The organism is Bacillus sp. FSL K6-3154 (genome assembly GCF_040869395.1).
In the GTDB taxonomy this organism is placed as follows: Bacteria; Bacillota; Bacilli; order Bacillales; family Bacillaceae; genus Bacillus; species Bacillus safensis.
In genome coordinates this window covers 2,771,920-2,785,465 of the sequence record NZ_CP152033.1, presented here as the reverse complement: position 1 = coordinate 2,785,465, position 13,546 = coordinate 2,771,920, and the positions used below count along the sequence as shown (strand labels likewise).

Here is a 13,546-nt window from a genome sequence, read left to right as displayed (position 1 = left end):
GTTTCGTCTCTTCTTATTATAGTCGATGCACGGTACACTATAAATCGGATTTATACGAAAGGGGGCTATGTGATGAAATCTCAAACCCTGTCATATGAAAAGGTTCAAGCAAAAGATGAGAAAACACACCCTTCATTATTTGCATTAACTTGGCCTATTTTTATCGAAATCTCTTTATATATGCTCATGGGGAGCGCTGATACACTTATGCTCAGCCAATACTCCGATAACAGTGTGGCCGCAGTAGGTGTAAGCAACCAGCTCCTGAATTTATTAATTGTCATGTTCAGCTTCATTACAACAGGAACGACCATTGTGATTGCGCAGCTTTTAGGAGCTGACCGCAAGCAGGAAGCGACTCAAGTCGCCTATGTCTCACTAGGAACCAACTTCTTGATCAGCTTTGTCATTAGTCTCCTTATGTTTGTGTTAGCTGTTCCAATCCTGCACATGATGGGCTTATCAAGTGAACTCATGCCGGATGCGGCGGTCTTTTTACAAATTGTCGGCCTGCTTTCTTTTATTCAAGCACTCATTATGACGTATAGTGCTATTTTAAAAAGCTACGGATATACAAGAGACACGATGTATGTCACCATCGGAATGAATTTGCTCAACGTTGCCGGGAATTATTTGGTCATTTTTGGTCCGTTTGGCTTTCCGGTATTAGGTGTCATGGGTGTTGCCTTTTCAACCTCGCTCGCTCGATTGATCGGATTGATGGCGATGATCCTCATTGTCCGCCGCCGCATTGGATTGCGCTTTTCGCTGAAGAGTATGTTTCACATTCAGCGGACGCATTTAAAAAAGCTGCTGAAAATTGGCATTCCTTCTGCTGGAGAGCAGCTTTCTTATAACGGCTCTCAAATGATCATTACCCTGTTTATTACATTTATGGGGACGCAGGCTTTAGCAGCAAAGGTCTACACTCAAAATTTGATGATGTTCATTATGTTGTTTGGTGCAGCGATTAGCCAAGGGACACAGATTTTAATCGGACGCCATATTGGAGCGAAAGAATTTGATGCTGCCTACCGCAGATGTATGAAAAGCTTATACTGGGCCATTGGGATCTCTCTTCTTTCTTCCACTGCTTTATCTTTATCATCGACGCATTTGCTTACCTTTTTCACTAGCAATCATGAAATCATTCAAATCGCCGCCACACTTCTCCTATTGACGATCATATTAGAGCCGGGACGCTCTTTTAATATGGTCATTATTAATTCATTGCGGGCGGCTGGTGACGCGAAGTTTCCAGTGTATATGGCGATGATATCAATGTGGGGAATCGGGCTTCCGATCGCTTACTTGTTAGGCATTCAGCTTGAAATGGGTCTCATTGGGGTTTGGATTTCTTTTATCGTGGATGAATGGGTCAGAGGCATCTTCATGTATAGGCGCTGGCATTCCAGAGTATGGACGGAGTATCGCTTTTCTTCCACATAAAAAAGGACTGGGTGCAGTCCTTTTTTACGTAATATCTTCTAAAATAAGTGCTTTTTCCTGTTTTGAAATAAATGCTCGCTCTGTAAAGACGCGGTATTCGTTTTCTCTTGTTTTATCTAAAATGGCTTTATAAAAGTGAGCTGCTGCTTTCACCGGTATTCGTGAATACAGCGGGAATTCATGAAGATGGTCAAAAAACTCCTCGTAGTATGCCTCTGCCTCAAAGGCAATGTACTCCCAGACGTGCTGGAAGGCTTGATTCACAACCCCTTCCTGCAATTCTTGCTCTGTGTACCCGAATTGATCCATCACCTGCTTTGGTAAATAAATGCGGTCTCTTTCAGCCTGATCTTCCCCAATATCTCGAAGGATGTTGGTGAGCTGCATAGCAATCCCTAACGAAATGGCTGCTTCTTTTAGCTGCTCTTTTTTACGCGGTGCAATAATGGGAAGGAGCATGAGTCCAACGGTACTAGCAACATGATAGGAATAGATGAGCAGTTCATCTAATGTTTCGTATCGCTGCTGCTCTATATCCATCTCTTGTCCTTGGAGCAGGTCACGGAACGGGGCTTCATCCATCCGAAACTCTTGAAATGTATGCTCTAGCGCCACCCATATTGGATCATTCCGGTCTACCTCACCATGTAAAAATCGATCAAACGTCTCCCGAAAGGATGCAAGGTCCTCTTTTGGCGAAGGGGACTCATCTACAATGTCATCTGCTCTACGGCAAAAGGAATATACGGCCCAGACGGCCTGTCTTTTCTTTTTAGGCAGCATGGAAAAGGCCCGGTAAAACGTTTTAGAATGGGTTTGAATGGTTTCCTCACACACTTTTAATGCTGTTTGTACATCAACCACTTAGCTTCACTTCCTTTCTATCATTCAAATCTTTTAGTAGTACAGAGGCCATGAGCTTCGCACTTTGCATCACGATTGGCACCCCGCCGCCCGGATGGGTGGAAGCACCTGCCGCATAAAGATTATCTGTCTCGCTGACCTTCACTTGCGGGCGGAAGACACCTGATTGAAACAAATTAGGGGCAAGTCCAAAGCTGCCGCCTTCAAACAATCCTTCTCGCAAGGAATCATTTGGTGTTCTGACCTTTTTCCAAACAATCGACTCTCGCAATCTCGGAAAGCCTCTTTTCTCAAGGACATCCACCATGTTCTCGGCGAAATCTGTCTCCTCTTCCCAGTTGATATGATCTCCTGAAGGAACGGGAACGAGCATGTATAGAACACTACAGCCCTCTGGGGCAAGAGATGGATCAATGATCGATGGATTAAATGTATAAAATGACGGGTCTTGAGGAATCGTTTTCGTTTGAAAAACCTCTTTCATATGCTGATCAAAGTGTTCTCCCATAAAAAATTGATGAACAGGTGCTTCATGATACATCTTGTTTAACCCGAGATACACCATCACACAACCAGAGGACGGCACGTATTTCCGGCGATCTTGTTCGTCTAAACCAAACTGTTTTAACGCAGCTGGATAATCTCCATTGATCACAAATGCATCAGCAGCTACATGTTCATCATTTACTTTTGCTTTGACTGCCTGTTTTCCCTCAAACACCAATTGGGTGACTTCTTCATTTTTTCTTACATGCACACCCATGTTGATAAGCTGCCCTTCCAATATATCTACTAAACTCGCATAGCCGCCTTTTAAATAGTAGATTCCATGTGCGTGCTCACTATAGGACACAAGCGAATAAATAGCCGATGCTTCATACGGGTTTCCCCCAACATAGAGGGTTTGAAGTGCGTATGCATCTCGCAGGCGTTCGTCAGAGAAATATTTTTTCAGAGCGCTTTGTACGGTTCGATACGCCTTTAATTTCAATAAAATCTTCATATTCGCTTTTGTAAAAAATGTACGTTTTTCGTGAAATGATTTTTCTAGAAAGGCTTTCTGCCCTTCTTGAAACCGGTCCGTCATTTCTTCCATAAACCTCTGGAACCCTTGATCTTCTTTTGGAAATACACGTCTGATTTCATCTAACTGACGGAGTGCATCAGAGTATTTCGTATAGGAGGTTCCATCTTGATATTGAATGGTATACAGCGGATCAAGCTGCACAAGATCAAGAGATGATTCGTCAATTCCTACCTCATGTAAAATGCCTTTTAACATGTCAGGAAGTAGGACAATGGTCGGACCTTCATCTACTTTATATCCTTTCTCACGTACAAAAGCAAGTCTCCCGCCAAGCCGTTCATTTTTTTCGACAAGGGTGACATCATGTCCCGCTTTTTTTAAATAAAGCGCTGAGATCATTCCGCCAATACCGCCTCCTGCAATCAATATATGTTGTTTCATGAGGCGCTCCCCTTTTCTTGATGCGGCATTGTTTTGTGTGAATGTTTCTCTTTTTTAAGAATGGCATTTGTCGTGATACGTGCTGATTCTAAAATGGTTGGCAGTCCACTTCCTGGATGTGTTCCTCCTCCAACAAGCCAGCAGTTCTTTAATTCATCAAATTCATTGTGCGGCCTTAGGACCATCATCTGCGTCAGCTGGTGGCCGAGGTTAAATGTAGCTCCGTCATATACGTAAAGGTCTTCCTCCCATTGCTTCGGTGTGATCATCCGCTCGACTTCTATATGCTGTCTCACATCTTGAAAGCCGGTTTTCCGCTCCAATGTATCCAGCACAAGCTCTCTAAATTCATCTTGATGCGCTTCCCAGTCAATACCGCTTTGGTTATTGGCAACTGGAGCCAGCACATAAAGAGCTGATTTTCCTTTTGGAGCAAGTGAGTCATCGGTTACACTTGCATTTTGAATATAAATAGACGGATCGTCTGGCAGCTCATATGTTTTCGTAATGCCTTTGACAAATCTAGCATAATCATCGGAAAAAACGATGGTATGATGCGGCTCATCATACATGGTATCCAGTCCTAAATAAAGCATAAAGGTAGAGCATGAGAATTTTTTCTTTTTTAATTTTTTCTCGCTGTATTTCTTTAAGAGTCCTGGTTCGACAAGCTTTGTCATTACATGTGCAAAGTCTCCATTGACGACAACCTCATCCGCTTGTATTTCTTCCCCAGATTCTAAACGAATGCCTTTTACTTTCCTTCCCTCCGTGAGCAGCTTTTCAACGCCTGCTGACAGATGAATCTCCGCTCCAGCTTCAAGCGCCGCCTTTGCCATCGCTTCTGACAGCTGATTGACACCGCCCTTCGGATGAAATACACCTGTGTCATGTTCCATAAACGAAAGGATCGAGAACGCACCAGGGCATTCCCACGGCGACATTCCTAAGTACTTTGATTGAAATGTAAAAGCATATTTCACTGATTCATTCGAAAAATAGTTTGACAGCACATCATACAAACTTTTATTTAGTGAAAGCTGTGGAAGTGCTTTGATCACCTTCAGGCGAAGGTAATGATGAAAGCGGTCCATTTTACTTTGTAAAATTGGTGTCAGACGATCCATTTTGCGCTTTGTATCATTCATAAATCGTAAATACCCTTCGCCCTCACCAGATGCAAAGGCTTCTAATCGTTTGTACATTTCATCGCGATCCCGGATCATATCCAGCTGATTGTCTTGAAATATTAATCTATACATCTCTTTTAATTCAATCACATCAATATAGTCATAAAGATTTTTACCAGCAAAGGTGAACAGCTCCTCTGCAATATGAATCATGCTGAGAAAGGTAGGACCTGTATCAAACGTGAAATCACCAAGCTGAAACTTAGCGTTACGCCCGCCGATAAAGGGCTGCTTTTCGTATACATGAACGTCATGTCCTTTGCTTTGAAGCATCATAGCTGCTGCAAGGCCCCCTGGTCCCGCTCCAATCACAATGATTTTCATTATCCTTTTTCCTCCAAAATAATTCACTTTAAGTTAATTATACAAATTGAAAAGATTACATCAACTTTTGATGTGCTCAAAAAGCCTCATGTTATGTATCAAAAAAGCCGGCTTCCTTTCAACATGTGCAAGAAAGCCGACTCTTTATTACGCTTCTATATCAATTCGATACGTTTCAAACCAATGATGAATCTGTGCTAGATGGGCAATCAACTGCGGGCCCTTCATGAGCTGGCCATACCATGGCACATGAAAGGAAGCCCCTTCCGTTTCAATCAGCTGCTTTAATTGATGTGGATCTAAAAATTCGTGAAGTACAGAGTCTTTTTGCGCGAGGCAGTCTGTGAGCATCTCTTTCACAGCCTGAGTATACGCTGGATGATGTGTTTTCGGGTAAGGACTCTTCTTTCGATAAAGCACTTCATTCGGTAAAATTCCCTCTAATGCTTTTCGTAAAACCCCTTTTTCACGATTTCCATGCATTTTCATTTCCCAAGGAATATTCCACACATATTCGACAAGGCGATGATCTGCAAATGGCACCCGTACCTCAAGACTAGCGCCCATACTCATTCGATCTTTTCGGTCAAGCAATGTTGTCATAAACCAGATCATATTTAAGTAAAAAAGTTCTCTCCGGGCTTTATCGACTCCAGTTTCTCCATCTAAAAGAGGCGTTTCAGCCACCGTTTCTTCATATTTGCTTTGCGCATATTCCTTAAGTGACAGCTTTTTTTGCCACGAGTCTTGCAGGAGCTGAGTTCTTGCTTCTGTCGATCTCATCCAAGGGAAACTATTTGTTTCATTTGCCATGTGAAACCAAGGATAGCCGCCAAAAATCTCATCAGCACACTCACCTGATAAACCAACAACGAAATCCTTTTTAATTTCTCGGCAGAATATAAGTAAAGAAGAATCGATATCTGCCATCCCAGGTAAATCTCGAACCTCAACCGCTTCCTTCAAATATGCAGCCAGCTCTTTTTGCCCGATGATACAGTTGTGATGATTCGTTTGAAACGCTTTGGTCATTTGATCAATCCATGGGCCGTCAGCATTTGGCTGGAATTGACTTGCTTCAAAGAATTGATCATTTTCTTCGTAGTCAATGGAATACGTATGAAGCGGTGCTTTCCCTATTTTCTCAAAGTGCTTAGCGGCAATGGCAGTAATGGCACTAGAATCGACGCCGCCAGATAAAAATGTACATACAGGCACATCAGAGACAAGCTGTCTTGTCACGGCATCTGTAAAGAGATGCTTAATGTGCTGTGCGGTGTCATCAAGTGAGTCAGTATGCTCCTTGCTTTTGACATTCCAGTATCTCCACACGCGCAGGCCGTCTTTTGAAAAGGTCAAGGCATGTGCAGGTCTCAGCTCTTTTATCCCTTTAAACACGCCTTGACCTGGTGTTCTTGACGGTCCTAAGCCAAAGATCTCCGACAGTCCTTCATGATCGACTTTTGCTTTGATATCAGGGTGAGCAAGAAGTGCTTTGATTTCTGAACCAAATAAGAAGGAATGATGACGTTCTGTATAGAAAAATGGCTTGACGCCTAGCCGGTCTCTCCCTGCAAATAACAATTCACGCTCACTATCCCAGATCACAAATGCAAAAATGCCATTAAAATGAGAGACACACTCTTCCTTCCATTCTGTATAGGCATGAAGAAGAACTTCTGTATCAGAATGCCCAAGAAAGCGGTGCCCCCTTTTTAACAATTCTTTTCTTATATCCTCCGTGTTATAGAGCTCTCCATTGTATACAATCGTATAAGCATGGTTTTGATGTGTATATGTCATCGGCTGCTTTCCGCCTTCTACATCTACCACCGCTAACCTTTTATGCCCGAAAAGAACGTGCTCACTTTTCCATGTATTTGTATCATCTGGCCCTCTTTTAGATAATGTATCTGTCATTTGATTGATTACATGATCCTGTTGGATGAGCTGCTTTTTAAAGTCTGCCCAGCCTGTAATTCCACACATCATCATCAGCTCCCATCCGTTTTTCCTCAAGTGTTCTCATTCAGCCTTTCTTAGTTTATGCATCGTCTCCTTGATAGTTGATTTGTCCTTTTTTCCCGGCGTATAGGACAAGCTTGATTTGGTAAGAAAAGAAAGAGGAAAGGAGCTTTTGCAAATGGAGAATCGAATGAGGCAGCTTGAACGCTGCAGCAGAAGATGGTGTAATGGGTATTTGCTCATTGAAAACGGGCATTGCCTGATTGAAGATGATGAAGGAGAGATCATGCTGCCAGAAAGTCTTCAAAGCACAATGATCTGTTTGAAGGAAAAAGACCAATGGACAAAAGGGGAATTGCTCGGTTCTATGATTCTTCATGAAAACGGGCAGCTAATAGAAGTACAGGGAGGAGAAAACATTCAATATACGGCGTCTCTTGCCAAAGGCTGGCTTGATCTTCTCATGTTCGTACCGGAAAACGTTTTTGATCACATCCTTGACCAGATAGAGCAGCTTGGTTTTTCCGTCTATGATTGTGTTTTCTCTTCCTTTCATTCATTGCAGCGCGTCTCTTTCTTTCAGTTTTCGGCAGATACGCAATCACTTGCACTTCAATGTCACCATGAGCCAGCCGCCAGTCACATTCGTTTTGAATGGACCACTTCAGACGGACAACGGATCGTTTCACAATTTGATGCCACATAAAAAGGACACTGCTTCGTATAAGCAATGTCCTTTTTATATTAAAAGATATGGAAACCGATCGGCAGACGTAAACCGAGAAGAATGGTCACAATCGCAAATACGATAAAACCAATCAACACACCAGTCACCGATTTTCCTTTTTTCTTGCGCACTAGGACCATTTCCATGAAACCGATCACGAGGATACCAAGAATCATTTTTCCAATATACTCGCCCCCGTAACCTGGAATTTTCATTCCTGTGCGAACATACAGCTCTACGCCTGTTGCAATGATGATCAAGTAGAATAAACGAACGATCATATGCACAATTTTAGCGCCTTTGTCATTTTTACCTGCTAGAGCAAAGGCTACGAAGAATAAAATAATCCCCAGCACCCATGCTGTGATATGTAAATGTGTTCCCATTTGTGATTTCCCCCTTTATCAGAACAAGTACCTTCTCATCGTACCACGAAATAAGTCGAACACAAAGCGACAATCCTGTGTCATCACGCGCTTTATTTGACGTGATTTGTCAGCGTTCCAATCGGTTCAATCGTGATGTCAATTCGATCTCCAGAAGCTAAAAACTTAGGCGGTTCAAAGCCCTTCCCTACCCCAGAAGGTGTACCTGTTGCAATGATGTCACCCGCTTCTAATGTCATCCCTTTTGAAAGAGTGGAGACAATGTCCTCAACAGTGAAGATCATTAATTCCGTACTGGCAGACTGACGAACCTCTCCGTTTACCTTTGTTTCCACATGGAGCGCACCATGATCCTCGATCATTGACTTATGAACGATATAAGGTCCTATCGGGCAGGTTGTATCTAAGCTTTTGCCAATGAAAAATTGTTTATGTTTTTTCTGCAAATCTCTTGCCGTCACATCATTTAAAATGGTGTAACCGAATAGATAATCTTGGACCTCTTCAGGAGCAATGTTTTTCCCTGATTTGCCCATCACGATGGCAAGCTCTCCTTCATAATCCAATTCATTTGTCACATCTTCATGAAGGAGAATGTCCGCTTCGTGTCCAATGACAGAAGTAGGTGCCTTTGTAAAAATCATCACGTCTTTAGGAATATCCGCCGCACTTCCCATCTCCATCACATGATCTTGATAATTCTTTCCGACACACATGATGTTTTTAGACGGCTTTGGAATCGGGGCATGGAGTTTCACGTCCGAAAGCGGATATACATAAGAACCGCGGTCTTCTTCTTTTTTCTCAGCCCAATCAAGAAGCTGCCCGACATGTTCAACAAACTTGTCCCCCATTTTGATACACTCAGATAAAGAGTTTGGCAGTGTCTCAAGCTCAAATAATTTGGCTTCTGCCTTTTTGACGTCCATTACCCATTCATCATCAATGACTACCCCAATAAACATGCTGCTATGTATCTCACCTGTAAAAAACTTCATGTCTTCCCCTCACAATCTTCATTTCGCTAAGTTATGATGTCTCATTTTATTTCTCTATGAAATAAAAAAAACCCTTTTTTATCATACTCTCTTTTAAAAAGGGTTTCAAAAATGATGATTGAATGCCTAGCGGAAACGGCGGTATTCCCACATATTCCCTTGATCCCATTTACGCTCAACATTTCCTCTATTTCGGGATCGATGCGTTTTCTTTCCACATCTTCGGCAAGAGCGGCTGCGTTTATGGTGATGAGAACGTTTAGATCGATGGCTGCGGCGAGATTTGCGGCTCTTCTTATTGTGGGATCTATATTTGCTGCGATGTGACTTGCGGCAGCTTTTCTTATGATGAGATCTGCGTTTACTGCGGTGTGATTTGCGGCAGCTTTTCTTATGATGAGATCTGCATTTGCTGCGGTGTGACTTTTTCGGTTCACTCTTTTTGCTTCTGTAAGATTTTTTGCTTTTACATGACTTTTTGCTCTTCATGCTTTTCTTCGAACGATAGCTTTTCTTAGAGCGATAACTTTTCTTTGAACGATAGCTTCTGTAGCTTTTTTTACTGCGGCGTGATTTACGGTGTCCACCACCGCCAAAGAACCAATGACCGCGACTTGAATGACGAGAACGAGCTGACTTGTGCGAACGTCTCGATTCTGGTTCACGATCTAAGTGATGATCACGTCCCTCACTTCGAAGTGAAGCCACTGCATGTTCAATGTGTGAATGATCAAATGTACTCACGAACAATTCCCCTCCCAGTCTATGCTTCGACAAAACAAACAGACAAAGCTGTTTATCTTCTCTGCTTTATGTTACGAGACTCGGTAGACAAGTGTTCGTGACGAATGCCTCTTTCCTTTAAAACTCCATGAATACCTACCAGCCGGTACAGGACATTCCTTCACTTTCATATTGTAAAGAAGAGCATATAGGAGGCTGATGAACGTATGAACACAGAACCTTTAAAACAACTTGATATGTGGATTCATCCAAAGGACCTGATTGAATTAAAAAGAGACATTTGGAACGATGAACCTGTTGAAGCTATTCTAAAAACAGGCCAAACCAAATCACATATTTATGCTTCATACCGCGGATCACACATTAGAAAGCTTAAGAAAAAGTCCTATCAAATTGAATATCGAAAGCCGAAACAAAGACAAGGCGAATCGATCTTTCATTTAAATGCAGAGTACAATGACCCTTCGTTTATCCGAAACAGGCTGTCCTTTTATTTCTTTGAGCAGATGGGGGTGCATAGCCCCGCTGCTTCTCATGTGTTTCTCACCATAAATGGAAGAAAAGAAGGGATTTATTTGAAAATAGAATCCGTCGATGAGTTCTTTCTTCAAAAACGGCAGCTTTCAGGAGGCGGCATTTATTATGCGGTTGATGATGACGCGAACTTCTCCCTTTTGAGTTCTTTTGATAAAAAACCAAAAAAGCACCTTCTTCTCGGATACGAGAAAAAAACGGGAACTTCTCAACATGATCAGCAGCTGAGTGAATTTATTTACTTTCTCAACACAGCGAAAGATGACACTTTTGCAGAAAAAATTGAACAATACCTAGATGTGACACAATATTTCCGCTGGCTCATCGGTGTGGTATGCACACAAAACTTTGATGGTTTTGTCCATAACTACGCTCTTTATGTAAATGAACAAGGGAGGTTTCAAGTACTTCCTTGGGATTATGATGCAACATGGGGTCGTGACATTCATGGAGAAGAAATGCCGTTTGATTATATCCCAGTAAACGGATTTAATACATTAACTGCTAGATTACTAGATATTCCTTCGTTTAAAAGAGCCTATTACACACTTTTCCAGCATGTACTCGATACACATTTTGTAGAAGACCGGCTCTGCCCAATCATCGAGAAATGGCATGAATCGATTGAGAATCGAATTGGAGATGATCCATATACGAAAGATCGAAAAGACATCTTGCAGTCTGAAAGAGACTTAATTCGGCAGTATATCAACAAAAGACGACGCTATTTACAGACTGAGATCAAAAAAGAGATATTTGGTACGTAAGAACACTTTCGAATTTTGTCACTTTATTACTCATATTGACGAAACAGCTTTTTTTATAGAAAAATAGGGTATACTAACCATATCCTTCTATTTGATAAAAAATGTGAGAGTTGGCGTCCGTTATGATCAATTATGAAATTGAACAAAAAAGATTACATTTAATTGAGACTGCGAAAAAATTCGGGATGAATGCCGAAGAAACGATCAGGTGCAGTCAAGAGCTTGACACACTCTTAAATAAAGGCATCAAATCCACCTCTAAAGATTGCTCAAAAAAAGGGTAAGCCATACATCTAATTCCTCTCATCAAAAGCTTTCAAAAAGACAATCACACATTAAAAGACCCATCATAAGCTATGGTGAAACGCCCAAAACAAGTGCCCTAATTTTATAAAGGATGTGCACCGCTATGCCGGCTATTGTGGGAGCCTTTAAAGTAAATGCCGTCGGAACGAGCGGAGTCGTTCATGTTGGAGACTGCATCACCATTTCTCCAAATAGTCAGGTTAAAACGTTTGCTGGCGCAGGCAGTTTTAATACAGGTGATCAATTACAAATTAGCAACTACAAAAGTGTGACAAATACGTACGACAGTGATGTCATTGATCAACCGCTTGTTGGTAACTTGTAAGGAGTGAGGATCCGTTGAACTTCTATATTAATCAAGCGATACAAATTAATTATTTACGTGTAGAGTCTGTGAGTAACTCCTCTGTTCTGCAAATTGGGAGTGCTGGATCCATCAAGGCCCTTTCCAACCTGTATAACACGGGAAGCTATGTAGAAGCAGCGCCTGCCGCAGCAGGTACACAAGGAATTGAAGAATCTCAAGGCGCAAGCACAGCACCTTTTGTACCGCTTCAGTCACCAACAACTTAAGCCATCTGCAATCCCCGGAGGTGTATGTAAATGTATGATTATCAGAGCAACGCTTCACAAGTATATGGCATCATTCAAAAACACTCGCAACAAATCATGATGCTTGAAAAAAGGCTTAACGAGCTTCAGCAGGAAATACAAATGATCAAAGATAAACCGACAACGAATATTGAACGGATTGATTATCAATTTGATCAACTGAAAATCGAACGGCTGGAAGGAACGCTGAATATCGGCCTCAATCCATCTGATCCAAACAGTGTTCAAAACTTTGAAGTGGGCCAAACAACAACCCCGGGAATTGGAATGATGCAGCAAGAAATGGCTGGTCAATTTTTCAATCAAACACGGCAGCTTGTCGATGCATTTTTAAATGAAGAAGCACCAGAACTTCTTGAAGAACTAGAACAGCGATACGAAGGGTCCCTCGATGAAAGCAACAAACACCATATCATTGAGGATATTCGCAAGCAAATTGACAGCAGGATCAAATACTATGCGGGACAGCTGCCACACCGGGAAGATATGACACCGCTGCAGCGTTCAGAGCAAATTGCTGAATATGTGAAGCATGATGTAAAGCGGGCGATTGAGCACTTTTTAGCCCATATTCCAAGTGAAACGAAAGGAGAGGAAAACGGATGAATTTCACAGTTGTCAACCGCAACATCGAGACTGGAAGCATTAAAGTAGTCGGGGTATCGTCTTCTTCCCTATTTATCATCGGGGACACAGACCATGTACAATTATCCTCGATTTTTGATACACCGCCAGAATCTCTGATTATTGGCCCGTTTGTTCCTCTGGCGCCTCGATAATGATCAAGCGCACATCTCAAGTGAAGTTCTCAAAGGTGAATTCTGTCGGGATTTCGAGTGTGGTTCAAATTGGTGATACTCAGGAGCTATGCCCGAAAGTCAAGGTATTAGCTGTTCAACGAACCATTAGTTTGTTTTATGGCTATGAAGCAGAAAATTTAGATGCGAAAGAATTTGAAGTGTATTATGAGCCCATTCCTTTGATGCTGCCAGAGCGATCAGTGAGAACAGCATTTTACCATGAAAAGCCTGTGATTAAAGTGTCTTCAATCCATGTAGAAGGGGTATCATCGTCCTCTGTCTATCAAATCGGCTCTACTTGTAGAATGAATGGCGTTGCGCGAGTGAAGCATATTAGAGAGCTGTTTAGCAATGATGAAAGTCCGCAAAACTCACAAATGGACCTACCTGCGCATATGATGGTGATATGACT

The 13,546-nt window shown here is 42.1% G+C and carries 16 protein-coding genes; 9 read left to right on the top strand and 7 right to left on the bottom strand.

Annotation, left to right across the window (positions count from 1 at the left end; translation table 11 throughout):
* Positions 1 to 72 precede the first annotated feature (72 nt).
* The gene (locus MHH61_RS14280) at positions 73 to 1,449 is read left to right on the top strand and encodes an MATE family efflux transporter (RefSeq protein WP_125586527.1); all 1,377 of its coding nucleotides are present in this window, start codon (positions 73 to 75) and stop codon (positions 1,447 to 1,449) included.
* Positions 1,450 to 1,473: 24 nt separating this feature from the next.
* Here MHH61_RS14280 and MHH61_RS14275 read toward each other — a convergent pair whose 3' ends face one another.
* The 4 genes from MHH61_RS14275 to asnB form a co-directional block, all read right to left on the bottom strand.
* Complete coding sequence (locus MHH61_RS14275) at positions 1,474 to 2,313, bottom strand: phytoene/squalene synthase family protein (protein ID WP_125586529.1); 840 nt, start codon at positions 2,311 to 2,313, stop codon at positions 1,474 to 1,476.
* On the bottom strand, positions 2,306 to 3,781 hold the full coding sequence (locus tag MHH61_RS14270; protein ID WP_125586531.1) for an NAD(P)/FAD-dependent oxidoreductase: 1,476 nt from the start codon (positions 3,779 to 3,781) through the stop codon (positions 2,306 to 2,308). The genes MHH61_RS14275 and MHH61_RS14270 overlap by 8 nt, the downstream gene beginning before the upstream one ends.
* Positions 3,778 to 5,295: an NAD(P)/FAD-dependent oxidoreductase gene (locus tag MHH61_RS14265; RefSeq protein WP_125586533.1), complete on the bottom strand. Its 1,518-nt coding sequence runs from the start codon at positions 5,293 to 5,295 to the stop codon at positions 3,778 to 3,780. Before MHH61_RS14265 ends, MHH61_RS14270 begins: the two co-directional genes overlap by 4 nt.
* Positions 5,296 to 5,442: 147 nt before the next feature.
* The gene (gene asnB, locus MHH61_RS14260) at positions 5,443 to 7,284 is read right to left on the bottom strand and encodes an asparagine synthase (glutamine-hydrolyzing) (protein WP_125586535.1); all 1,842 of its coding nucleotides are present in this window, start codon (positions 7,282 to 7,284) and stop codon (positions 5,443 to 5,445) included.
* Between the two features lie 154 nt (positions 7,285 to 7,438).
* Between asnB and MHH61_RS14255 the strand changes: the two genes are divergently transcribed.
* Positions 7,439 to 7,966 carry a DUF2777 family protein gene (locus MHH61_RS14255; protein WP_125586537.1) on the top strand — a complete coding sequence of 176 codons (528 nt, stop codon included), beginning with the start codon at positions 7,439 to 7,441 and terminating at the stop codon, positions 7,964 to 7,966.
* 38 nt (positions 7,967 to 8,004) lie between these two features.
* Here MHH61_RS14255 and MHH61_RS14250 read toward each other — a convergent pair whose 3' ends face one another.
* The 3 genes from MHH61_RS14250 to MHH61_RS14240 all read right to left on the bottom strand — a co-directional run bounded on the left by MHH61_RS14250 (position 8,005) and on the right by MHH61_RS14240 (position 9,808).
* Positions 8,005 to 8,373 carry a YisL family protein gene (locus tag MHH61_RS14250; protein ID WP_024426524.1) on the bottom strand — a complete coding sequence of 123 codons (369 nt, stop codon included), beginning with the start codon at positions 8,371 to 8,373 and terminating at the stop codon, positions 8,005 to 8,007.
* 92 nt (positions 8,374 to 8,465) lie between these two features.
* A complete protein-coding gene (locus tag MHH61_RS14245) occupies positions 8,466 to 9,371 on the bottom strand; it encodes a fumarylacetoacetate hydrolase family protein (RefSeq protein WP_024426525.1) in 906 nt (301 codons plus the stop codon).
* A 41-nt stretch (positions 9,372 to 9,412) separates the two neighbouring features.
* Positions 9,413 to 9,808 carry a hypothetical protein gene (locus MHH61_RS14240; protein ID WP_169510685.1) on the bottom strand — a complete coding sequence of 132 codons (396 nt, stop codon included), beginning with the start codon at positions 9,806 to 9,808 and terminating at the stop codon, positions 9,413 to 9,415.
* A 513-nt stretch (positions 9,809 to 10,321) separates the two neighbouring features.
* On the opposite strand from MHH61_RS14240, the gene MHH61_RS14235 reads away from it, so the two are divergent.
* The 7 genes from MHH61_RS14235 to MHH61_RS14205 all read left to right on the top strand — a co-directional run bounded on the left by MHH61_RS14235 (position 10,322) and on the right by MHH61_RS14205 (position 13,544).
* Positions 10,322 to 11,416: a CotH kinase family protein gene (locus MHH61_RS14235; protein WP_125586541.1), complete on the top strand. Its 1,095-nt coding sequence runs from the start codon at positions 10,322 to 10,324 to the stop codon at positions 11,414 to 11,416.
* 122 nt (positions 11,417 to 11,538) lie between these two features.
* Positions 11,539 to 11,700 (top strand): aspartyl-phosphate phosphatase Spo0E family protein, encoded by a 162-nt coding sequence (locus MHH61_RS14230; protein WP_029707539.1) that lies wholly within the window; start codon positions 11,539 to 11,541, stop codon positions 11,698 to 11,700.
* A 125-nt stretch (positions 11,701 to 11,825) separates the two neighbouring features.
* Complete coding sequence (locus MHH61_RS14225) at positions 11,826 to 12,047, top strand: spore germination protein (protein WP_024425506.1); 222 nt, start codon at positions 11,826 to 11,828, stop codon at positions 12,045 to 12,047.
* 14 nt (positions 12,048 to 12,061) lie between these two features.
* Positions 12,062 to 12,295 carry a spore germination protein GerPB gene (locus tag MHH61_RS14220; protein WP_003210877.1) on the top strand — a complete coding sequence of 78 codons (234 nt, stop codon included), beginning with the start codon at positions 12,062 to 12,064 and terminating at the stop codon, positions 12,293 to 12,295.
* Between the two features lie 30 nt (positions 12,296 to 12,325).
* Positions 12,326 to 12,940, top strand: a complete 615-nt coding sequence (locus MHH61_RS14215; RefSeq protein WP_024425505.1) for a spore germination protein GerPC — start codon at positions 12,326 to 12,328, stop codon at positions 12,938 to 12,940.
* Positions 12,937 to 13,113 (top strand): germination protein GerPD, encoded by a 177-nt coding sequence (locus tag MHH61_RS14210; RefSeq protein ID WP_003210893.1) that lies wholly within the window; start codon positions 12,937 to 12,939, stop codon positions 13,111 to 13,113. Before MHH61_RS14215 ends, MHH61_RS14210 begins: the two co-directional genes overlap by 4 nt.
* Positions 13,113 to 13,544 (top strand): spore germination protein GerPE, encoded by a 432-nt coding sequence (locus MHH61_RS14205; protein ID WP_024425504.1) that lies wholly within the window; start codon positions 13,113 to 13,115, stop codon positions 13,542 to 13,544. The genes MHH61_RS14210 and MHH61_RS14205 overlap by 1 nt, the downstream gene beginning before the upstream one ends.
* Positions 13,545 to 13,546 lie beyond the last annotated feature (2 nt).